This is a genomic window from Cutibacterium porci (assembly GCF_009696315.1).
Taxonomy (GTDB): Bacteria; Actinomycetota; Actinomycetes; order Propionibacteriales; family Propionibacteriaceae; genus Cutibacterium; species Cutibacterium porci.
Genome location: NZ_VUMG01000003.1, coordinates 50,071 through 71,558, shown reverse-complemented (window position 1 = coordinate 71,558; position 21,488 = coordinate 50,071). Strand labels below are relative to the sequence as shown.

Sequence of the window (21,488 nt, the reverse complement as noted above, 5' to 3'; positions counted from 1 at the left end):
TCCCACCATCTAGACTGCCGACCATGACGACCCATATCTTGGCTCTTGGCGGCGGTGGCTTCTCGATGTCGAACCGTGGCGAACCTACTGCCCTCGACCGTCACATCCTTGACCTCTCTGGAAAGTCTTCCCCTCTGGTGTGTTTTGCACCGACCGCAGCTGCCGACGACCCGGTCTACGTCAACCGTTTTCTCGCTGCTTACTCGGCCCTCGGCGTGCGCACCATGGTGTTGACGCTGTGGCAGGGCGCGGCTGAGTCAGTGGAGCGCCTGTCCCAAGCTGATATCGTCGTTTCCGGTGGTGGGTCGGCCGCAAATCTCATGGCGCTGTGGAAGATGCATGGGGTCGATCACGAGATCCGGCGCATGATTGCGGCCGATAGTGACATCGTCCTCGCCGGGGTCTCTGCAGGCGCAGCATGTTGGTTTTCAGGCTGCCTGACTGACGCCTTTGGAGACCTGCGAGCCTGGCGTGGTGGAATGCGGTTGCTGGACGGGTCCTTCTGCCCGCACTTTGATGGTGAATCCGAGCGGGCACCCATATACGCTCAGGCTGTCGCCAACGGGGTGCTTCCTGCCGGGTACGCGGTCGATGATGGGGCCGCAGTGCATTTCGTCGATGGTGAGTTCGCTGGTGCCGTCGCTGAGCACGAAGGAGCTGAGGTCTCGAGGTTCTCCGCATCCGAAGAGCCCACATCGTCGGGAATCTTGCGCGAAGAACTTGACGTCACCGTGCTGTGACCGAGATGTCATCGTCGTCCAGGTAACCGCCATACCCGGCATATTCACCGTCGGTTAGCTCCGCGAGCAGATCGGCGATGCGACGCGGGCCAGGGACGTCGTTGAGCACCATCTGGTCGGACGCACTAGTGAGAATGAGTCTTCCGCAGCCCATCATTCGGTCACTGATCCCGGCTTGCCACGACACATCGACAAGACTGTCAACCATGATGTCGTGACCGCGCCGAACGACGACACCGTGGCGCAGCATGACACGACGGTCGGTGATCGTCATTGTCGTTGTGAACCACGTCAGCCACGGGACGACGGTGCCGATGATGACAATCGTGGCTGCAAGTGCGGCGACGATCGGCCAGTACTGCGTACGCATGGCGGTCGGCATGAGTCCAAGCAGGGCGGCCGCACCGACGATTCCAATAAATCCCACGACGACGGGCCAGAAGAGAGCTTTGGCGTGGCGACGGGTATGCACGAGCACCGTTTCGTCACGGTTTCGCCTCAGTGGCTGTCCGACTCGCACCATGCCTCCAGTATGGACGATGCGCCATCGGCGGCGATGATCGCACGGGCCCCGCCGTCAGTGGTGGGCATTGTGGGGCTGGTGGCCGTTACGATGAACGTCGTGACGTCCTACACCATCGGAATCATTGGCGGCGGGCAGCTAGCCCGCATGATGCATCAGGCTGCAATCGGATTGGGGGTGCGTACCCGCCTGCTAGCTTCTGGCCCTGACGAGTCTGCGGCCCAGGTCATGTCTGACGTCGTCGTCGGCTCCCACCTCGACCATGACGCCGTCATGAGTTTCGCCGCGGGTTGTGACGTTGTTACGTTCGATCATGAACACGTACCAACAGCCCTTGTTGAGGAGATGGAGCAGGCTGGCTACGCCGTCCGGCCAGGATCAGCTGCCATGGTTCATGCCCAGGACAAAGTTGTCATGCGCGAGTTCATGGCGCGCGCGGGATTCCCGAATCCCGCGTGGACCGTCTGTGACACCCCGGCAGATCTCGTCGCTTTCGGCAATGACCACGGTTGGCCCGTCATTGCCAAGACGTCCCGTGGCGGATACGACGGCAAAGGAGTTTTTAAGATCGACGGCCCCGAAGGTGTTAGTGAGCCCTTTGACGCTGCCGGGGGCTTAGCTGACGGAAAACAGCCGATTCGTATCCTCGCCGAGGAATTCGTCGACTTCCGACGCGAACTCTCCGCGGTCATTGTGCGCTCCCCGTCTGGCCAGGGTGCTGCATACCCAGTTACCGAAACTATTCAACGTAACGGGGTATGCGCCGAAACAATTAGCCCAGCCCCTGGCCTGTCCTCAGACCGTCAAGTTGAGCTTCAGACCATGGCTCTCGATATCGCTGGACGCCTCGACGTCGTCGGGGTGCTGGCGGTCGAATTAATGGAGCGCGAGGACGGCTCAGTCGTTGTCAATGAGCTGGCGACCCGTCCTCACAACACCGCTCATTGGACGATTGACGGGGCAGAAACGAGCCAGTTCGAAAACCACATGCGTGCTGTGCTTAACCTGCCGCTCGGCTCACCAGCCTTGACCGCCCCCGTTGTCGTCATGGCCAACGTCCTCGGTGGTTCCGAGGACGACCTGACTGGGGCTTTGCAACATTGCTTCGCTCGTGACCCAGAGCTTCGCGTCGAACTGTACGGAAAGTCCGTGCGGCCCGGTCGCAAAGTTGGTCACGTCACCTGCCTTGGCAACGACGTTGAGACGACTCGTCGCCGGGCCCGCCACGCTGCCGCCTACCTCATGGGAGAACACAATGCCTGAGACCACGAACAACCGCACACCGCGCCGAGGCAAGAAGGCCGAGACATCGGCTGGGGCCGCGCGCCGACTGGCAGGTGACACGAGTGGCCCGCACGTGTCGATCATCATGGGCTCAGACTCTGATTGGCCGACGATGGAGCCCGCAGCCCAGGTACTCACTGATTTTGGGGTGGGCTTTGAGGCTGACGTGGTGTCGGCCCACCGTATGCCTGAGGACATGGTCGAGTTTGGTCGAGGCGCGCACGAGCGCGGTATCAAGGTGATTATCGCTGGCGCCGGTGGCGCTGCCCATCTACCCGGTATGGTCGCTGCACTGACGCCACTGCCGGTCATCGGAGTTCCTGTGCCGCTCGCTCACCTTGGCGGTATGGATTCCCTGCTGTCGATCGTTCAGATGCCAGGCGGTGTGCCAGTGGCGACGGTTGGCGTCGGTAATGCCAAGAACGCCGGTCTGCTTGCAGTGCGGATTCTCGCAGCGTCGAACCCTGAACTATGCGAGGCGATGGTCAGATACCAGACCGAATTGCACGATATGGCGGCGGGTAAGGGCGAGAAGGTGCGTCGCCACTCCCATCCCTGAGTGGACGTCGATGCTCAGATGGCCCAGAACCACGGTGGTTCTGGGCCATCTGTGATCTGTCAGACCAACAACAGGGTTAGCGACAGGTCAACCGGTTGGGCGTACAGCCGGTGAGACATGATTGGCATCGGGCCACAGGACGTCGATCCCAGCGGAGCCGAGATGGCATCCACTGTGAGCCACGTGTGTCCGTCAGGTTCCAGCTGCCAGGTATGAGTCGCGTCCATCAAAGCCTGTGATGTCCACGGCCGAGCTGCGAATGCTGGCTTGCTTCCGTCGGCAATGAGCCGCAGGCCGCCGTCGGGGCCACTCAATGTTAATTCGTGGATTCCCTGACGAAGACCATTCTCCTGGGGCATGACATACGGGGTTTGTAGGTCAGCTACCGTGCTATTCCATCGTCCCCATATAGCGGCGCGCTGAGAGTCGGGGTAATTCTCGGTCGGGCCGAGCCCAAACCACGAAACGTTGGTCCATTCTGCCGGCAGACCCATCGTCACGCCGATGCGCCCAAGCATCGCGGGCCAATGGCCGCGTGGATCGACGTGGAGGCCAAGATGAATCCCCTCAGAACCATCGTCGGTGCGGATGGCACGCCACGTCCACGTCGCCAGCATGGAATTGCTGGCAGCGGCGGCAGCGCTGCGCGTAACGACAACGAGGTCGTCACCATCCTGACGCACCGACGTCGTCGTATGGACGAGCCGGTTGAGGCCAGCCGCGAGCGCGACGTCACCAATGTTGTCTCGAGCCAGCGAGCTAGCCCGATCATTGTCAATGGGGGCGCGGAAAAGGTCGAGAACAGGGGCGACGAGGTCTGCGCCGCCCCATGTGACAAGGCGGCCGCGGCGGTCGAAATGCGCAGGTCCAAGGCTCCAACCGTGACCGTCTCGACGCGGCTGGGATGACGTCGACACGTGGAGACTGGGCCGCGATGGTGGAGTCAACAGGGCCGACGTGCGAGCTACAACATGGCCTGCCGGTGCCCAGATGGTGTCGTCAATGAGTCTGGCATCCACGACGACAACCATTCGATCCGTGACGTCGTCTGGACGGGGTACGGTCCCGGTCCAGGTGTGGTGGGCGGCCAGGGCACCGACGTCGAGCATTCCCGCTTGGACGCACTCGCCGTCGTCGAGGATCTGCCACCTGAATTCAAGGTCGGATAGGTCTGCGAAATCGCGTCGGTTAATGACGGTGACGCCGTTACCATCGTGCTGATGGTCACCGTCAATCTCGATGCGCACCGCTCCCATTGTTGCCGCGAACTCCAGTAAGCCTGGGGAAGGGGTGCGATCGGGCATCACAAGCCCATCACAGACGAAGTTTGAATCATGCAGGGGCTCGCCAAAGTCACCTCCGTAGGCATAGCCACGTCCAGTGTCGATGCCGTGATCGATCCACTCCCAGACGAACCCGCCGTGCATCCGGTCGCGGTGGAAGTGCGGGTCGAAACAGCGTTCCTCGTAGTCGGCAAGTTCGCCTGGGCCATTGCCCATCGCGTGAGCGAACTCGCACATGAGGAAGGGCAACCCACGTTCGCGTCCAGTTTGTGGAGCAGGATCGGCTCCAGGCATGACCGTGCGATCACGCACAGCCTCTACCCATTCCATAGCCGGATACATGATCGACCACACGTCGCAGATGGCGTGGGCGTAGTCGCCCTCGTAGTGAGTGAAACGGGATGGGTCCCGATGCTTGACCCACTCGTTCATGAGGCGAATGCCTTCGCCGGTGTGGGACTCGTTGCCCATGGACCAGCCGATGATGGCGGGATGGTTCTTGTCGCGTTCGACAGTGCGCTGGATGCGGTTGAGCAGGCAGTCGTACCAGCGGTCGTCGCCGGTTGGGTTTCCTTTCCAATCGCTCCACTCGAACCCGTGCGTCTCAAGGTCACATTCGAGGAGGACCCAGACGCCATATTCGTCACACAGATCAAGGAAACGGGCATTCGGTGGGTAGTGCGAGGTACGAATGGCATTGATGCCGTGGCGCTTCATGAGTTCAAGGTCTGCGCGCATCGTCTCTTCGTCGAGGGTGCGCCCGGTGCGCGGATGCCACTCGTGGCGGTTGACCCCGCGGAAAATGATCTTTTCTCCGTTGACGACGATGTTGTCTGCGTCAATAGCGACAGTCCGAAACCCGATCCTGACGGTGACGGTCTCGGTGCTGGTGGAGACCGTGGCGTCGTAGAGCTTGGGGGTTTCGGCGGTCCACGGCTGCGCGTTGGGGATGGTCACCGTGGTATTGCAGCTGGTGGTGACGTCGAGTTCGGGGATGGTCACGGTTGCGCCCTCTGGTCCATCAATGAGGAGCGTGGCGCCGTCGTCCCACGATGCGTGGACGAAGAGGTCGTCAATTCCATCATGGGGCCTAGCCAGGAGGGTGACTTCGCGGAAGATACCCGACATTCGCCACATGTCCTGGTCTTCGAGGAATGTACCGTCGGACCACTGACTGACGGCCACAGCGAGGACATTGCGACCCGGTCGTACGTGAGCAGTGACGTCGAACTCGGCGGTCAAACGCGACCCCTTAGTCCATCCGAGCTCGGTCCCATTGAGCCAGACTCGGGCAAAGGAATCAACGCCCTCGAAGCGCAGTAGCACTCGCTCGGCGTCGGTGAAGTCGCTTCCGACGTCAAAAGTGTGTCGGTAGCACCCAGTGGGGTTCTCATCGGGGACGACGACGTCTTCGTCTGGTGCGGGAACCGGGATGGGGTAGTTGACGTTGAGGTAGGCCGGGCGACCAAAAGGTGCGTCTCCGGCTGGGTCGGTCATCTGCCAGCATGACGGCACGGCGAGGTCGACGAAATCTCGGTCGTCGAACTCGGGGTCAGTGAAGCCCTCCGGTGTCTCGTGAGGCGAGTCAACTAGGCGAAATCGCCAGGTCCCAGACAGGTCGAGGGCGGGGGCGTCAGTGTGCAGATGAGCTCGGGGAGCTATCGGACCGTCCCAGGGGATGAGGTTCGTGAGGGCATCGTCGTATCCGTGTGCGGTGTCGGCATTGGCAACCATGACATCCACCATAGAGCGTCACGATGAAAACGTGTACATCGCGCTCTGAAAGGACGCTCGCTGGGCAAGGTCATCGCAGTGAGGATGGTGAGGGGGGGGGGAGCGCCCTGCGGCGTCACGCGCCGGTGAGGTGTGCAGGTATCAGGACAGTGCAGTCACCTTTGAGGTATCGCCGTTGCGCAGGTCATCCCATAGTTGGTTGGCTTTGTTGTCGTTCCACAACACCGACGATCCAGCTGACGTGTACGCAGAGGCGGTCGAGATCGGGACGGTCATTTTGATTCCGTCGTTTCCAGAGACCTTCATGAGCCCTCGTGCTGTTTTGAGAGCAGTAAATGTTGAGGTGTCGTTACCGAGCTTGATAGCTCCCGCGGCAGCCATATTCACCTTCCAGTAACGCACCGGGTTAATGAACGTCCACGGGCTGAGAGCTTTTTTAGCTACTTGGGATGCTACTTTTTGCTGCCTCTTGACGCGGCCTAGGTCTCCCTCAGCGTCGGCTTTCCGCATGCGCACATACCCGAGGGCCTGGACGCCGTCGAGGTCCTGGGTGCCGGCTGGAAGATTGGTGTGAGAGTCCTTGTCAACCATTGGTTTATCGAGGGTTACTTGGACTCCGCCAACGGCGTCAACCATCTGGACGAAGCCGCCAAATCCAATCTCAACGTAGCCATTAATACGCAGGTTCGTGACTTTCTCTATTGTTTCAACAAGAAGCTTTGCTCCGCCCATTGAGTAGGCTGCATTGAGCTTGTTGTGGCCATGCCCTGGAATACGCAGAAAGGTATCTCGCGGCAGGGAAATCAGCACATTCTTGCCTTGTGGTGGCATATATAACAGCAGCATCGTGTCAGTGCGTAAACCGACCTCGGTGCCAGTGCCCAATTGCTTTTGTTGCTTGGTAGTGAGGTTCTGGCGCTCATCGGTGCCAACCAGGAGAACAAGGGTGCCCGGATGATCTGCGCCTCGCGGTCCGTCCGGGGTCGCGTCAACTGTCCCAGTATGGCTCAGCGCATATGACGGTACCGCGACGAGCCACACGAGCCATGCCAATAACAGCACCATGATGACCTTGCCAGGGTGGCGGCGTCGACGAGTTGAACGGCTGGCGCCCCGATGTCGCTGTGCGGTCTGGCGTGGGGACCGGTACTGAGCGGTGGGACGGCGCCGAGAAGCTTGCGGATGTGAGACTGGATCGGGCCTCGGGGCTTGACGCGGCTTGGGATGCTGGCCGCCACGCGGACGACTCGCCCCGCCACTCGATGCGCGGCGCGGTGGGCCCACTGGATCAATGCGAGTCGCGTCGTCGTCAACCCCGTATAGCCAGTCCAAGTCAGACTGACGAGATCGCTCGTCGCGGGGCCCGTGCCCAGTCCCTCGATAAGACATGAACTCCACGGTAGCCGTAGGTCCATGCAGATCCGTGAGGCTGAGCGGGCGAGTCTCGTGTGCCTCGGGATTCGCAGGCATGTGGGACCTGGCACAATGGCCTACATGCCGTCATACCTTGCGCCTCCGGTCAGTGTTGTCATACCGGTCAGGAATGAGGAACGATATCTAGAAGAGTCGGTTGTTGGAGTCATCAACCAGGGCTATCCAGGTTTATTAGAAATAATCCTCGCCATCGCACCCAGTACTGATCGCACTGCCGAGATAGCTCACCATCTGGCAGCCCAAGACGACCGCATCCGCGTCATTGACAATCCTGACGGCACCACTCCCAAGGCGCTCAATCTCGCTGTAGCCGTCTCCCAATACGACATTATCGTTCGCGTTGATGCCCACGGCGAGCTCGGCCCGGAATACATTGCAACTGCCGTCGAATTGCTGGAACGTACCGGTGCCGCCAATGTTGGCGGAATCATGGACGCGCAGGGTTATACCCCCTTCGAGCAGGCTGTGGCGGTGGCTTATACCTCCAAGCTGGGTTTGGGCAGCAGCGCGTTCCATCAGGGAAATGCTCCTGAAGGACCGGCTGAAACGGTCTTTCTCGGCGTCTTTCGCAAGGCTGATCTGGAGGCTGTTGGCGGTTTTTGTCCGGAGTTTGACCGTGCTCAGGACTGGGAGCTCAACTATCGGTTGCGCCAATCTGGCCGCGAGGTGTGGTTTAGCCCGAATCTTCGCGTGACCTACCGGCCTCGCTCGACTGCCAAAGCACTAGCGAAACAGTTTTTCCGTACTGGGCAGTGGCGTCGCGAGGTGATGCGTCGCCATCGTGATTCAGTGAGTCTGCGGTACTTGGCTGCCCCCATCGCCGTCGCGGGCATCACGGCGGGGACTGCTCTTGGCCTCGTCGGGGCCGTTCAGGCCGCCAAGGGTAAGACGCTCAAGCGCTGGCCGCTGATAGGCTGGGCGGCCCCGTTGGGCTATGCCAACATCGTCGGGGTCGGGTCGGCGGTTATGAAACGCGACATGGATCCCGGCGTCCGAGCCCGTTTGCCCCTCGTCTTGGCGATTATGCACATGAGTTGGGGGGCCGGATTCATCGTTGGCCTGGGTGATCGCTCACACAACTGACGTCATACCTCGGTGGCGCCTTCCTGGGTCGCGATGGCAGCCACGTCGTCGGCGGATTCGACGAGAACCAGCGAGCCACCACCGAGGAGGCAACCGACGAGGGTCGTGGCTACCAGCTCGCCGCCCCCGAGACGGATGCGATCAGGAGAGAGCACGACCGGCTGGTTCAGTGGCGCGACGCCGAATAGGTGTTCCCCCGTCCAGTCGTGGCGGCCGCTGAGCCATACCTCGTCGGCCATGGCAGGCCGCGCAGCGAGAAGGTCGTCAGGGCCAGCGAGAACGTCTGCATTGTCGATCGCTCCTGGCAACAGGGTCTCGCAAGCGGTAGCAAGGGGTGTCAGGCTGCACTGGATGAGGACGTCGGCGGAGCTGACGGTGTCGGCGTCAGGGCCAATAACCTCGACGGCGGGCTCAGCGTGGCCAGTGACATCGGCTCGAAGCCCGGCCCACCACGAGGCCAGCAGCCACACACAGCTTGTCCAATGGCCGGGGCGAGTAGCGCATATGGAAAGACGGGCGACACCTCCCGGCTCGACTCCTTCACTATCGAGCAGATGAACAGACTTCGTGACCCATGTCAGCAAGGTTTGAGCTGACAGCTCACCGCGATCAGCGCCGTGATACCACGTCAACAATGGCAGGGCCCCAGCCACCTGGCTGCGCTGCCACAGGGCTGTCAGAGGATCATGGCTGCGAGCCGGTGTCGGTCGAGTAAGGGAAACCATGGCACCTATTGTGAAGGATGAGACGCTGTGGTGCGTCTACCACGATTGCGTCGTTGCGGACGGATAATCTGTCAACATGCAGCACGTCCTCATCCTGGCCGGAGGATCCGGTACTCGTCTATGGCCGTTGTCCCACCAGGGAGAACCCAAGCAGTTATTGGAGTTTATTGACGGAGTCAGCCTGCTTCGGATGGCCTACGAGCGGGTTGCTGGGGTGGTACCCGATGCCAATATTTTGGTATGCACCGGTGCCTCGTATGCCGATACTGTCGCCACGTTGTTGCCGGAAATACCCGCCGAGAACATTCTGGGGGAGCCAGTGGGGCGTGACTCCCTCAACGCCGTGGCATGGCCAGCTGGGCTCATTGCCGATCGCGATCCTGAGGGCGTCATGGCTGTCGTCACCGCGGATCACATCATTCGTCCTGTCGACGATTTCCGGATGGCCCTGCAATATGGTTTTGACCTTGCTCAGGCTGATCCCACAACGTTGGTGACATTCGGCGTCGTCCCGACTGAGCCCAATACTGGATTCGGATACCTTCACCGGGGCGCACCATTGGAGCCCGGCTCGCGTGCACACGAGGTGCTCGAATTCGTCGAGAAACCGAGTATCCAGGTGGCCCGTCAATACTTGGATTCGGGCGAGTATTGGTGGAATTCCGGCATGTTTGTGTGGCGGGCATCAACCCTGCTGGATTGTTTATCCCAGCTCAAACCGCAAACGCGTCGTTATGTTGATGAATTGGTGACTGATCCATCTCGATTGACTGAGATCTATCCGCTCATGGAAAAGGTTTCGGTTGATATAGCTGTGATGGAGCCAGCATCTCGCGGTGGATGTGGGGTTCATGTTGCAGCCGTTCCGTTGGAGATTCAGTGGTATGACGTTGGCTCCTATGAGGCGCTGGCTCCTCATCTACCTGGCGACGGGATGGGTAATAGCGTGACGGGTTTGACGATCTCGATTGACTCCACGGGAAACCTGCTTATCAACGACCGTCCTGACGCCGTCTTGGCTGTCGCCGGCTTGCACGACATGGCCGTCGTGAGCACCGATCGTGCCACCCTCGTGGTGCCGTTGTCGCAATCGCAGCAGGTCAAGGCCTTAGTTGCCGAGGTTGCCGCCAAAGCGGGGGGGCAATACGCGTGAGGGATGCCCGAGAAATTCGCGAGCCTCTCGCGTGGACAGTTATCGTCGTCAGTATTGGCTTTCTTGCTGCATTCGTAGTGCATGTGATTGTGATGTTGACTCACGATCACAGTGGACTGTTCGAGATGGCTCGAAGCTTATCGGGTACGTCACTGGGAATCGGTATGATTCTGTTGCTTTTGGCGGCAGTTCTGGTGTGCCGGTTTATTCGTCCAGTGACGCCACATGCCGAATTACTCGGTCGGGTATCTGCTCTTATTGTCGCTATTTCAGCTGGATGCGATCTTATCCTTGCTTTGCTGTCGCCAATTCACGGTCCAGGCGGGGCATTTGGGGCGATTCTGGGAATCTTTGGAGATCTTTTAGCGATCGCCGTCAAAGTGCTTGCTGCCTGGGTCTTATTGGCCTTAACGAAGCCCGAGGCAGTCTCCACTAACGACGTCGATGATTCTGGAAATGAGCCTGAAGCCGCCCACGATGACGTCCAGCTCCTGTCTGGAGATCAGGCAGAGGTTCCAGACGATGGCGTCAGCTGGCCGGAGGGAGTCGGTGCGGTGTGGACGAGGGCCGGAGACGCCGCGAGCGGTGCGGGGGCGTCGCCATGGGATCACAATGATGCTGGCAGTAGCTGGACGTCAGACTCGTCGGGGGCTGGCTCACAGCAGACATCCCAGGCGTAGAACCACACATCAATGGTGCGACACGCCACTGCCTGCGTGGTTTTTCACGAGACGAAGTCGCGCGCTGAATCTCACGCGTGTAGTTTGTGCATCGGCGCGGAACCCGCCGCGTCTGATCTCGAGGAGCTTCCCCCATGGACGAGATTTTGACGTTGCTTGCCGGAGGCGGTGACGACGAGCCGGAGTGGCACGACAAGGCATTATGTGCCCAGACCGATCCGGAGGCATTCTTCCCTGAAAAGGGCGGATCCACCCGTGAAGCCAAGCGCATCTGTGATGCCTGTGAGGTACGCCAGGAGTGCTTGGAGTACGCGCTTGAAAATGACGAGAGGTTCGGAATCTGGGGCGGGCTGTCTGAGATGGAACGGCGTCGGCTGCGCAAGAGGGCGTGATCTGACAACGCCGCGGCTGCCGCTGAAACCCGGTAGAATGCCCTGTCTGCCCAGGATGAGTAATGCGTCATATGATCAGGTGGCGCGCATCCCGTGCTCCATGACGTCGACGAACAGGTGGCCTGCCAGGTGAGTGACGAGAAGTACTCTGCGCAGACTGGGTCCGGTGAGAGCCGCCAGTCTGACCGCGGCGATGCTCCCCGCACCGCGGAGGGATTGACTGACTGGACTATCCCTGTCATCCCGTCAGTGCAAGTTGATCCCGAGGATTGGGCGTGGGCCCACGAGCGACGCACGCCCGTAGATCCCGACATCACGGCCGACCAGGTTGCGACTATCCTTCTCGTCCACCAGGCGGCAGAGTGGTTGCCGCGAACTCTCAGCGCCTTGCGACGGAGTCAAGAACGCGCGGCAGTACAGATTGCCGTCGACCTCGGCTCGACGGACGGTTCTTCCACGCTACTCACGGATGCTGTGGGCGAAGGACTGCTAGAAGAGTGTGTGACGGCACGCGCGGACACCGCTCCTGGCGAGGGCATCAAGCTGGCGATCGACAGGCTTCCCGACGACGTCACCCATATCTGGATCTTGCACGATGACGCGGAGGTGCGTCGCGATTCTCTCACGTGCATGTTGCGAGAGGCTTCGCGTAAACCCCACCCTGACGTCTTATATCCCACATTGCTTAAGCCAGCCCGGCATAACTACCCGGAGTTCATTGATGAGCTGGGCCAAAGCGTCAGTACGAGCGGTGCTCGCATTCTGCCGGTTGTTGACCTCGGCGATATTGACCAAAAGCAGGCTGATCCAGGCCCGATCTTGGGCGGCTCCACAGCTGGCATGTTCATTCGACTAGACGGGTGGCGTCGTCTTGGTGGATTCGACCCAGCACTTCCCCTTTTTCGTGACGGCGTCGACTTTGGCTGGCGAGCCAACGAAGCTGGCATGGTAGTTCGCACGGCGCCGAGTTGCACTATTCATCACCGCCAGGCGGGTCGAGGCTGGCAGCGGGAATCGCATTTGGCACCTCGTCCAGACGTCACTGACCGCCTGGCAGGGATGCGCATGGTTGCAGCTCGGACAGGTCATCCCATCCGCAGCAGTCTGGCCTTCCTGCTAGCTAGCGTGTGGCGTTTCCTCGTTCTCCTCATCGGGAAGGCCCCGTCGCGTGCTGCCGATGAGTGGCGGGCCGGTTGGCAGCTATGGCGGTCGCGTTCAGTGACCCGCGAGATGACGAGGCGCCTGCGGGATTTTCACGCGCAGTGCGATCCCGACGATCTTGAGAACACGAATCGTCTCATTCCAAGCCGACGTAGCGTTTGGGCTCGCGCAGTCGACCGCTACGCCGGGGACTTGTCCGACCGGATCCACCCGTGGCGCAATGAGGATGGGGCAACGATCGACGATCTCACGGGTGACGATTTCACTGTCCGCGACCACCGCTCCGTCGTCAACCCCTACACCGTCATGGTCAGTCTTCTGGCTGTGGTTGGGCTCGTCGCATGCCGCGGTCTCTACGGGCCAGGCAAGGCGACGTCGACGTGGCTCGCACCAGCCCCAGACGGATTGGCCGGAGCATGGCATCGTTGGTTAACGGCTGTTCCCGGCACATCTGGAGCAAACGCGCCGTGGCTGGCGTGGCCAGCGTTGGGGTCGGTGCTGACGATTGGACAGCCGGAGGTGTTAGTCCGGATTCTGCTCGTCGTGGCACCGCTGCTTGCGGCGATGTCGGCGCATCGACTATTCCGTCGCGTGGTCGGCCTTGGTGCTACGGCGGTGTTACTCGCGACCTTTTGGGGCCTGCTTCCCGTGCTCACCGGTGGTCTAGCTCGCGGTTCGGTGACGGCGCTAGCCCTGGGGGTGATCCTGCCTCACATGGCCCTGCATACCTGGCGGCTACTCAATCCCGAGACTGTCGACGTCGCCGAGTTGCGCGGTGCTGGTAGGGGTAGACGTCCGGTGGGAAACGTTTCCTCAGCGGGTGGTGTGGCTGTCTGGTCAGCTCTCGCTATGAGCCTTGTCCCGGCACTGTGGATATACCCGGTTTTGGTGGCCGTCGGCGTCCTGATGAGTCGTCCTCGACGCGTGCTGCTCGGAGCCATTGTTGCATTAGGACCACTGTTGGTTATCGCGCCGTGGATTCCTCGGCTCATCAGCGATCCAGGACGCCTAGCGACTGGGGCAGAACCCCTACTTAGTCCGGCTATTGAGACCCGAGCAGGATTGTGGCTACTCGTTGGCCGCGCGATCGTACCCGGTACTGCTCCTACTGCGTTCGCCATGGTGGCGATGGTGCCGTTGTGGATTGCTGCGTTGTGGGCGGTGTGGCGTCTCGTTATTGATCGTTCGGCATCTACCGGATCCCTGACCGGCCATCCTCGGGGTTGTGTATTAGCCCTCATCATGGTCTACCTGGTATGCCTTGCTCTCGCTGGTGTGGCGTCGCGTACCGTGATCACTGTCTGGGGTGAGCAAGTACACCCAGCCATCGAGCCGTGGCAGTTGCTAGGCGTTGGGGTGCTGCTATTGCTGGTAGCAGCTGCCCGTCAGTCGGCCCTGTTGAAGGGTGCCGAAGCCGACCACCTGCCCGCTGATGAATCCCCGACTCTCGGCCAGTTGCTTGTCAGCATGGGCAACCGATGGTTGCCGGGGGTGCTGGCCATATCTGTGGCCGCCAGTGGTGTGTGGTGGCTTGTGGGAGGCGCTCGTGGCCCGATGTCCACGACCGATGCCCTGCGCCCGGCCTACGTCACAGCAGTCGAGAATTCTGCTCGCCACACCCGCACACTTATGGTGAATGTGCAAGGCGCCGACGCTCAGTGGAACCTCGTCGATTCTGATACCCCGAGCTGGGGAAGTGGTGAGCGCCCGACGATCTCATCTGACAGCCGCATCGCTGATCCGACTGCTGACCTTGCCCTCGCGGTGGCGACCGGAGCTGTCCCAGATGACCTGGCTGACCGTCTGGCTGGTTTGGGTATCGGCCATCTGTGGCTGCGGGGTGCAGGGGCTGACGTGGTATCCCAAGTTGGTAATGCTGCAGGTTTGACTGCCGCAAATACTGATCCCACGACGACGGTGTGGACAGTCGACGGAAATCCCTCGCGGTCCCTCCTGAGTCGTGGTGGCGACGACGTTCCGGTCGCTGGAAAAGTGTCTCAGTCGGGAACCCTGACGATCCTCGAGCCGCGCGACGATCGTTGGAAGGTTGAGGTTGGGGGAACACAGTTGAGCCCAGCGCCGCACCGTGGAATAGGACAGTCCTACCGGGTGGGCTCGGCTCGCGGTGATCTGACGTGGTCGATGCCAACCCAGGGCTGGGCCTGCGCTAGTGAGCTGATTGCCTTTCTTGTCTTGATGGTGCTGGCTGGGCCTCAAGCTACTCAACGCGGCCGCACCGCTGCCCCCCGTCGCTCCGCGCCAGCTACACCGCGTCGTCATCAGGAGGAGTCATGAGCGATCGTCCCCGTCGCGCCCTGACAGATGACGAGGAGCCTGAGGAGATTCCTGAGGCTCGTGCCGCTGACGTGACGCCAGCGCGTCGCGCGGTCGATCCCGACGACGTCAGTGCCCGGCCGCCCGCGCATGCCGCCCGCGCCCTGCCTGAGGAGCCTGATTCTGACAGCCACGATGACCAGGGAGACAAGAAGGGTAGGGACAAGAAGGCTAGATACCTGTGGAAAGGGCCGGTGTGGGCAGTAACACTGGCCGTCGTAGCCGTCGCGATCTCGGTGGCCACGTCAGCGATTCCGGCCACCCCGCGCTCTGCTCCGAAGGCCCAGCCCATCTCGTCGGGGCGCACCCTGGTGTGCCCGCCCTCTCAGGGAAAAGCCAGCCTCGCTGCAGGCTCCGTGGCTGGAAAACTCCAAGTTGGCACCTCGGTCGGTAACCTCGCTGATGTCACGGCACCGGTCGTCACAAAGCTCAACACGTCGGCGGGTTATGTCCGGTCCATGGCTGGGCAGCGACGGCCCTCTGGCTCGGCGCTCTCCTCAGAAGCTGGCATGACGACGTGGGTGCCGTGTATTGGCGCGGCGACTGGAGGAGCAGTCAGCGTCACTGACCCCTCGACCTCTGACCTTGTGGTGGTTAATCCCGATACCCGCGCAGCCACCGTCGACGTCACGATGCTGGGTTCAACGGGAGAAATCGTCACTGCTGGGATGCGAGGGATTCGCGTATCCCCAGGGCAGACCAAGGTATTGCCGATGTCAGTGTGGGACAACGGCACTACCCCTGTGACTGCTCTCGTCAGCGCACGTGAAGCACGAGTAGTCGTCGGTGCTCGTACCTGGGCCAATAAGGGCCGAGAGACGATCGCGATGGCCCCGGCATCGAAGACCCTCTTTTTACCGGCCGTGCCTGCGAAAGTATCGACGGCTGTCCTCGTCATCTCGAATCCCGGCACGAAGCGATTGAGCGTATCGGGGACGGCACTCGCTGGACGGGGGCCTTTCACCCTTGACGGTGCCGACGAGATCAATATCGACCCGCGATCCACCATCCAAGTTGACCTGTCAAAGGCGTTGGCAGGGGAGGGCGTCGGGCTACGGCTCACTGCCGACGAGCCAGTTATTGCCAGGTTGTTCGTTCAGGGTAAGCCGGGCACAACCGATTATGCCTTGGTCGGTCCGGGAGGGGCGAGCAAGGTGCTGGAACAAACCGTGGCGACGTCAGGAACCCTGGAGCTTTCAAACCCGGGGCAGGAGGCCGTCACGTTCTCGGGTGAGCTGAGAGGGGCCAACGGGAATAAGACGGCGATCGAGGGCACCGTTCCCGCCGGGTCTACATGGTCGGGCAAGGTGCCAGCAGCTGGTCACCTGCACATTGTTGGATCGGCTCCGCTTATCGGCGGGGTGGTGTCGAGTAGCGGTGTGGCTGTTCTACCGCTGGAGGCCGCTGCGACCACGACGAGCGGTCGCAGAGCTGATATCGATCCACAACTACGCTGACAGCATTAGTTGTCAATGCTGGGATCAATCGTCTCGACTGGGGTGCCAGTCAATGCGGACAACTGTTCAACCAGGGTCCGATGAACGAGGATGGCTAATCCGCGCCGACTGGCGGTCCGCAATTCGAGAGGCCGCCGGTAGATAACAATTTTGGCGGGGGAATGTTCGCTCCCGTCGACGGCAGAGGACAGCGGTACTCGTCCTTCCGTCCAGTCCGGCACGGTCGGTACGTCCTCAGCCCCGACGATGACGTTATCGAGTATCCCTGGGCACGACATTTGTATGTGCTGAACGGCTCGTGCCAGACACGCCGTGAAGAACTCGGCATGGGTGGGGTCAATGCGGTCAATGCGTCCGCCGTAGGAGCGGGGCAAGACGACTGGACCACGCTGGCCACGACCATGACGGTTACGACGCTTGGACATGGCGCCACTGTATTGCGGTTGGCAAAAGGTATTGCGGTTGGCACCAATGCACGATCACGTGTCGGTCTAGGGGTACGACTGAGCGCGTGTCGTTTGGTGTCCGCGTGGCAACTGTGTGAGCACCGGTGGGTGGCGTACCGTGCCCTGGGTGAGAGAGTGCATTCGCCCCGGATGTTCCCGACCAGCGGTCGCGACGCTGACTTATGTCTATGCCGAACGCACCGCAGTCCTTGGACCGTTGGGCCCTAGCCGTGAACCTGGTGCCTATGACATGTGCGCCGACCACGCCGAAGCCCTCTCAGCGCCGGTGGGATGGGACGTTATCCGACTGCCCGGTATTGACAGCCCACCCCCAGACCCGCCCGCTGACGATCTGATGGCATTGGCAGCGGCAGTACGAGAAGTTGGAATGCTCGAGGATGAAGTCATGCCTGACCCTGCATCCGTGCACGTTCTAGGTCGGCGTGGGCACCTGTCCGTTATTACGGACGCGAATCCCGACGTCCCAAGACACTAGGATGACGGTCATGCCTGATTTACCGCTGGCCCCTGAGGCACTAGACCTCTCTCCGGCATTCCTTGAGGTGGCAGCGTGCCCGGCGTGCCATTCTCGGTTCGCCCTGGATTTCGATAGTGGAGAACTGGTGTGTTCCTCACCATCATGCGGACTGGCCTTCCTTGTGCGTGACGGCGTTCCCGATCTTCGCCTCGACGCGGCACGCAGGCGCGGAGGCGGCCAGACGGACAGTGCCGAAGATACCGAGGCTTTTGAGCCCACTCACCGTCACGAGATGGGGTCGCAGTGACCTTCGACGACTCCCGTCTGGATGCGCCCCTCAACCCATGTGCCGAAGGGGTGCTGCGTCTGCTAGCCAGTACCGGCGCGCGCATCCGTCGCGATTCGGCTGACCTCGACGCCGTCCATCGAACGGTCGGTGAATGGGGGCAGCCCCGAGGGGTTCTCGTTGTCGGCCCCGAAGCCCGCCTGGTGCGGTCTGTCCTTGAGCCGATGTGCCCCGTTCCGCTGGTTGCCTGGCCCTTCTTGCGGTTGCCAGCGTGGGTTGGTCCCCTTGATCTTGTTGTCGCTCTCGATACCGACGGACGCTGTGCAGCCCAGGTGGCTGAGGCCCGACGTCGAGGCAGCGCCATTATTTTGGCCGCTTCCGAGGAAGCTGAGTCCTGGCAAGCTGCCGGTAACCACGGCACAGCCCGTATCCCGATGGCTTCTGAAGATGCGTTGTCGGCGGCCGTCGCGGCTCTGTCGGTGCTCAGCGACCTAGGTCTTGGACCAGTCGTCCATCCCGGACAGGTGGCTCGGGTTGCGGATATGGTCGCTGAGTCGGCGTCGCCGCACCGTAACCTTGCCGTCAATGCGGCGAAAGATCTCGCATGTGCGCTGGCCGACGCCGAGCCTCTACTGTGGGGAGGGTCGGTTCTTGCGGCGCGGGCATCGCGACGTTTGGCACAATGGTTGCGACGAGCCACGGGGCGTATCGCCTTGGCAGCTGACTTTGAATCACTGCGACCCGTCATTGAATCGGCTCCTCGGCGGGATCTCTTCGCTGATCCTGACCTCGACGGCGAGACTCGTCGTCCCGTCCTTGTCGTCATGGATGACGCTGAGACCGAACACGTCGACGTTCGCAGCGAGCTAGAGCAGCTGTGCGCCGCACATGACGTGACGGTGCGCAGCGTTACCTTGCCGCTCGGCATTGATGAGCGGTCGTCGTCGATGGATCGTTACGTTGCCTTGCTCCTTCAGGGCAGTTTCGCTGCCGTCTACGTGGCTCTTGGACTGGATCGTCTGGAGGAGATGACGTGAGTCAAACACCCGCAGTCCAGAAGAACACGCCAGCCAATACGAATCAGTCAGGCCGCAAAGCGATTATCGCGGCTGCCTCGGCTAATCTCGCTATCGCAGTGACGAAGGCTATCGCGTGGGCGCTCACAGGGGCATCATCGATGCTTGCCGAAGCTATTCACTCGGTGGCGGATACCGCCAACCAGGTTGTTCTCATGGTGGGTGGTAAAGAATCCCACAAGGAGGCTGACGAGGACCACCCCTTCGGCTACGAGAGGGCGCGGTACCTGTCCGGGTTCGTTGTCGCGATCGTCATTTTTTCACTCGGTGGTCTATTTGCCTTGTACGAGGCCTACGACAAGGTCAAATCGACGCTGATGGGTCAACCTGACGAGTTGCTCGATTCCCAGTGGTGGTGGGTTCCGCTTGTGGTCGTCGTGGTTTCTATCTGCGCTGAAGGGGCGAGCCTGCGCACTGCCCTCAAGGAGAGCGCCCAGGATCGCGAAGCCATGACGGTTTTGCAATATATTCGGAAGGCCAAGGCTCCGGAGCTTCCGGTCGTCATGCTGGAGGACTCTGCCGCCGTTCTTGGCCTGATCTTTGCATTCTTGGGCGTTGGTCTAACCCTGCTCACCCACAACCCGATCTTCGACGGTATCGGTTCGGCGTTTATCGGTATCTTGCTCGTCGTTGTCGCTGGGATACTGTCTCGCGAGATGAAATCCCTCTTGGAAGGGGAGTCGGCAACCCCGGAGTCGCGGAAAGCTATTCATGACGCTCTGGTGAATTCTGACGGCGTGGATTCGGTGATCTACATGAAGACGGTTCATCTGGGTCCTGAAACGATCTTGCTGGCTGCGAAAATCGCTGTTGATCCAACTGATTCTGCCCTCGAAGTGGCACGCATCATCGATAACGCCGAAGTAGCAGTGCGCGCGGCTGAACCATTGGTTGGTCCGCTCTTCCTGGAACCCGATATCCGTTATGGGGATGATCGCATCAGGGACGGGGAGGAATGGCCTCAGTCATGAGTATGCAAGTGTTGGTCCTCAACGGTCCGAATCTGGGTCGGCTTGGTCGACGCGAGCCACAGGTTTATGGGACGACCACCTATGACGATCTGGCGGCCCGGTTGGTGGAGTACGGTCGTGAGCTGGGGCTGGACGTCGAGGTGCGTCAAACCGATTCCGAGGAGCGGATGATTGGATGGATTCACCAGGCTGCTGACGGCGGTCATCCAGTCGTCATTAATCCGGCGGCGTGGAGTCACTACAGCATTGCTATTGCCGATGCCCTCGCCCAATTAGAGGCACCCTGTATTGAGGTGCATATCTCCAATATCGCTACCAGGGAAGAGTTCCGCCATCACAGCGTGGTGTCGGCGTATGTCACTGGGACAATCGCGGGACTGGGATTGAAAGGGTACGAGCTCGCGTTGTCGTGGCTAGCTACGTATACAGCCCCGCCCCATAATCAGGGTGCTCACTGATTCATCGACTCGAAAATTTCCTTGCACTCTGGACAAACGGGGAACTTTTCGGGGTTGCGGGAAGGCACCCACACCTTTCCGCACAGCGCGACGACGGGGGTGCCGTTGACCATGGCGTCAGTCAACTTTGCCTTGGGGACGTAATGTGAAAAGCGCTCGGCATCACCGTCATCGAAGGATGGACGAGTCTTCTCTTCGACCGCCGTGCTGGAACCTGGTGCCACCTGTGTGCTCATAATCGACCAGTGTACGTGGCTGGCCCAGATGTTGCTCGTTGCGACGGGTGACTGGCGTTATCGGGGCGTCGTGAAACAATAGACCGGTGACGAATGCGACTCCACCCCCCATGGGCTGGTACCCCGACCCTGCCGGAAGTGACCAGGAACGGTATTGGGACGGCGAGCGTTGGACTCGGAACCTGCGCAATCCGCCGGATCCTCAGCCGCGTCATGGCGTCGGCCATGTACCCGAGACACTCGCTCCGGTATCACGAGTGCCGTCATCGCCGCGACCGGTTGTAGCCACTGCGCGCCGCAGTGGGTCCGATGAATCGCAGGACAAGAAGGGATTGACGGCGGATGGAGTCCCGCTGGCAGGCTGGTGGTGGCGAGCCTTGTCAACCATCATCGACGCGCTCGTGGTGTGGATCGTTGTCGCAGTGACAATGCGTGACACGATTGCGAGCATCGTCCACGGTTACCAACAGTTCCTTGGGGACTCAATGCGCGCGATCAATGCTGGGGCTAATCCCGCTGATGTCATCACGACGCAGTCACTGATGCAGGCCGAATTCGTCAACGACATGTCGAATCTCGTCGGTGCGGTGATCGTTTCGCAGGCGATTTACCAATTCATTATGTTGACGGCGTGCGCGGGCTCGGTGGGTCAGTTGATATGTGGGTTACGAGTCGTCACGGTGGGTAAGGGCAAGGAGAATCGCCGTCTGGTGTGGTGGCGTGCCCTGATACGTGCGGCTGCGTGGGCCTGCGTCGAGATCGGCAACCAATTCATTGTGCTGCTCACGCCTTTTAGTTACCTCATGCCGTTGTGGCAGCGTTCGCGTCAGACTATTCACGACGCAGTGGCGGGAACCCAAGTCATTCGGCCAGGCCGTCAGGCTGACGCCGAGTAAGGTTCCTCATCGCGGGGCGATTCGTCGTCTCAGCAGATTCGTCTCAGCACATTCGTCCGATCCCGACTTCCGCCCCGGCGATTGGGGCGCCGAAAGGCC

At 60.9% G+C, this 21,488-nt stretch carries 21 protein-coding genes; 15 read left to right on the top strand and 6 right to left on the bottom strand.

The features are described from left to right. Positions 1–23 precede the first annotated feature (23 nt). Positions 24–740 carry a Type 1 glutamine amidotransferase-like domain-containing protein gene (locus FYJ43_RS07775; RefSeq protein WP_154563722.1) on the top strand — a complete coding sequence of 239 codons (717 nt, stop codon included), beginning with the start codon at positions 24–26 and terminating at the stop codon, positions 738–740. On the opposite strand, the gene FYJ43_RS07770 is transcribed toward FYJ43_RS07775, so the two are convergent. Then, positions 727–1,263 (bottom strand): PH domain-containing protein, encoded by a 537-nt coding sequence (locus tag FYJ43_RS07770; protein WP_154563720.1) that lies wholly within the window; start codon positions 1,261–1,263, stop codon positions 727–729. The two genes, FYJ43_RS07775 and FYJ43_RS07770, sit on opposite strands and share 14 nt — an antisense overlap. Positions 1,264–1,353: 90 nt before the next feature. Here FYJ43_RS07770 and FYJ43_RS07765 point away from each other — a divergent pair, with 90 nt between their 5' ends. Continuing rightward, on the top strand, positions 1,354–2,526 hold the full coding sequence (locus FYJ43_RS07765) for a 5-(carboxyamino)imidazole ribonucleotide synthase (RefSeq protein WP_154564372.1): 1,173 nt from the start codon (positions 1,354–1,356) through the stop codon (positions 2,524–2,526). Beyond that, on the top strand, positions 2,519–3,106 hold the full coding sequence (gene purE / locus FYJ43_RS07760) for a 5-(carboxyamino)imidazole ribonucleotide mutase (protein WP_154563718.1): 588 nt from the start codon (positions 2,519–2,521) through the stop codon (positions 3,104–3,106). Before FYJ43_RS07765 ends, purE begins: the two co-directional genes overlap by 8 nt. A gap of 59 nt (positions 3,107–3,165) precedes the next feature. On the opposite strand, the gene FYJ43_RS07755 is transcribed toward purE, so the two are convergent. Next, positions 3,166–6,123 carry a glycoside hydrolase family 2 TIM barrel-domain containing protein gene (locus FYJ43_RS07755; RefSeq protein ID WP_154563716.1) on the bottom strand — a complete coding sequence of 986 codons (2,958 nt, stop codon included), beginning with the start codon at positions 6,121–6,123 and terminating at the stop codon, positions 3,166–3,168. Positions 6,124–6,264: 141 nt separating this feature from the next. Next, positions 6,265–7,512: an LCP family glycopolymer transferase gene (locus FYJ43_RS07750; protein WP_456064353.1), complete on the bottom strand. Its 1,248-nt coding sequence runs from the start codon at positions 7,510–7,512 to the stop codon at positions 6,265–6,267. 105 nt (positions 7,513–7,617) lie between these two features. Between FYJ43_RS07750 and FYJ43_RS07745 the strand changes: the two genes are divergently transcribed. Beyond that, positions 7,618–8,640 carry a glycosyltransferase family 2 protein gene (locus FYJ43_RS07745; protein WP_154563714.1) on the top strand — a complete coding sequence of 341 codons (1,023 nt, stop codon included), beginning with the start codon at positions 7,618–7,620 and terminating at the stop codon, positions 8,638–8,640. 2 nt (positions 8,641–8,642) lie between these two features. On the opposite strand, the gene FYJ43_RS07740 is transcribed toward FYJ43_RS07745, so the two are convergent. Next, a complete protein-coding gene (locus tag FYJ43_RS07740; RefSeq protein WP_154563712.1) occupies positions 8,643–9,365 on the bottom strand; it encodes a TIGR03089 family protein in 723 nt (240 codons plus the stop codon). 76 nt (positions 9,366–9,441) lie between these two features. Between FYJ43_RS07740 and FYJ43_RS07735 the strand changes: the two genes are divergently transcribed. The 5 genes from FYJ43_RS07735 to FYJ43_RS07715 all read left to right on the top strand — a co-directional run bounded on the left by FYJ43_RS07735 (position 9,442) and on the right by FYJ43_RS07715 (position 16,542). After that, positions 9,442–10,518, top strand: coding sequence for a mannose-1-phosphate guanylyltransferase (locus FYJ43_RS07735; protein ID WP_154563710.1), 1,077 nt, complete (start codon positions 9,442–9,444; stop codon positions 10,516–10,518). After that, a complete protein-coding gene (locus FYJ43_RS07730) occupies positions 10,515–11,198 on the top strand; it encodes a hypothetical protein (RefSeq protein ID WP_326833468.1) in 684 nt (227 codons plus the stop codon). Before FYJ43_RS07735 ends, FYJ43_RS07730 begins: the two co-directional genes overlap by 4 nt. A 134-nt stretch (positions 11,199–11,332) precedes the next feature. Further along, entirely contained in the window at positions 11,333–11,590 is a 258-nt protein-coding gene (locus FYJ43_RS07725) for a WhiB family transcriptional regulator (RefSeq protein ID WP_154563708.1), read from the top strand. A 129-nt stretch (positions 11,591–11,719) separates the two neighbouring features. Next, positions 11,720–15,046 (top strand): glycosyltransferase family 2 protein, encoded by a 3,327-nt coding sequence (locus FYJ43_RS07720; protein ID WP_326833546.1) that lies wholly within the window; start codon positions 11,720–11,722, stop codon positions 15,044–15,046. Beyond that, positions 15,043–16,542 carry a DUF5719 family protein gene (locus FYJ43_RS07715; RefSeq protein ID WP_154563706.1) on the top strand — a complete coding sequence of 500 codons (1,500 nt, stop codon included), beginning with the start codon at positions 15,043–15,045 and terminating at the stop codon, positions 16,540–16,542. The genes FYJ43_RS07720 and FYJ43_RS07715 overlap by 4 nt, the downstream gene beginning before the upstream one ends. A gap of 5 nt (positions 16,543–16,547) precedes the next feature. Here the strand turns inward: FYJ43_RS07715 and FYJ43_RS07710 are convergent, their stop codons facing one another. Continuing rightward, positions 16,548–16,967, bottom strand: coding sequence for a metallopeptidase family protein (locus FYJ43_RS07710; RefSeq protein ID WP_154563704.1), 420 nt, complete (start codon positions 16,965–16,967; stop codon positions 16,548–16,550). A gap of 139 nt (positions 16,968–17,106) precedes the next feature. On the opposite strand from FYJ43_RS07710, the gene FYJ43_RS07705 reads away from it, so the two are divergent. Genes FYJ43_RS07705 through aroQ form a run of 5 tightly spaced genes read left to right on the top strand, consistent with a single transcriptional unit; the run spans position 17,107 to position 20,257 of the window. Further along, positions 17,107–17,484: a DUF3499 family protein gene (locus tag FYJ43_RS07705; RefSeq protein WP_326833467.1), complete on the top strand. Its 378-nt coding sequence runs from the start codon at positions 17,107–17,109 to the stop codon at positions 17,482–17,484. Between the two features lie 10 nt (positions 17,485–17,494). Then, entirely contained in the window at positions 17,495–17,773 is a 279-nt protein-coding gene (locus FYJ43_RS07700; protein ID WP_154563702.1) for a Trm112 family protein, read from the top strand. Next, positions 17,770–18,789 carry a phosphoheptose isomerase gene (locus FYJ43_RS07695; RefSeq protein WP_326833466.1) on the top strand — a complete coding sequence of 340 codons (1,020 nt, stop codon included), beginning with the start codon at positions 17,770–17,772 and terminating at the stop codon, positions 18,787–18,789. Before FYJ43_RS07700 ends, FYJ43_RS07695 begins: the two co-directional genes overlap by 4 nt. After that, positions 18,786–19,799 carry a cation diffusion facilitator family transporter gene (locus tag FYJ43_RS07690; RefSeq protein WP_326833465.1) on the top strand — a complete coding sequence of 338 codons (1,014 nt, stop codon included), beginning with the start codon at positions 18,786–18,788 and terminating at the stop codon, positions 19,797–19,799. Before FYJ43_RS07695 ends, FYJ43_RS07690 begins: the two co-directional genes overlap by 4 nt. Beyond that, entirely contained in the window at positions 19,796–20,257 is a 462-nt protein-coding gene (gene aroQ, locus FYJ43_RS07685) for a type II 3-dehydroquinate dehydratase (RefSeq protein WP_154563700.1), read from the top strand. The genes FYJ43_RS07690 and aroQ overlap by 4 nt, the downstream gene beginning before the upstream one ends. On the opposite strand, the gene FYJ43_RS07680 is transcribed toward aroQ, so the two are convergent. Then, on the bottom strand, positions 20,251–20,493 hold the full coding sequence (locus FYJ43_RS07680; protein ID WP_154563698.1) for a DUF3039 domain-containing protein: 243 nt from the start codon (positions 20,491–20,493) through the stop codon (positions 20,251–20,253). The two genes, aroQ and FYJ43_RS07680, sit on opposite strands and share 7 nt — an antisense overlap. An 86-nt stretch (positions 20,494–20,579) precedes the next feature. On the opposite strand from FYJ43_RS07680, the gene FYJ43_RS07675 reads away from it, so the two are divergent. After that, positions 20,580–21,389: an RDD family protein gene (locus tag FYJ43_RS07675; RefSeq protein ID WP_326833464.1), complete on the top strand. Its 810-nt coding sequence runs from the start codon at positions 20,580–20,582 to the stop codon at positions 21,387–21,389. The last annotated feature ends 99 nt before the right edge of the window (positions 21,390–21,488 follow it).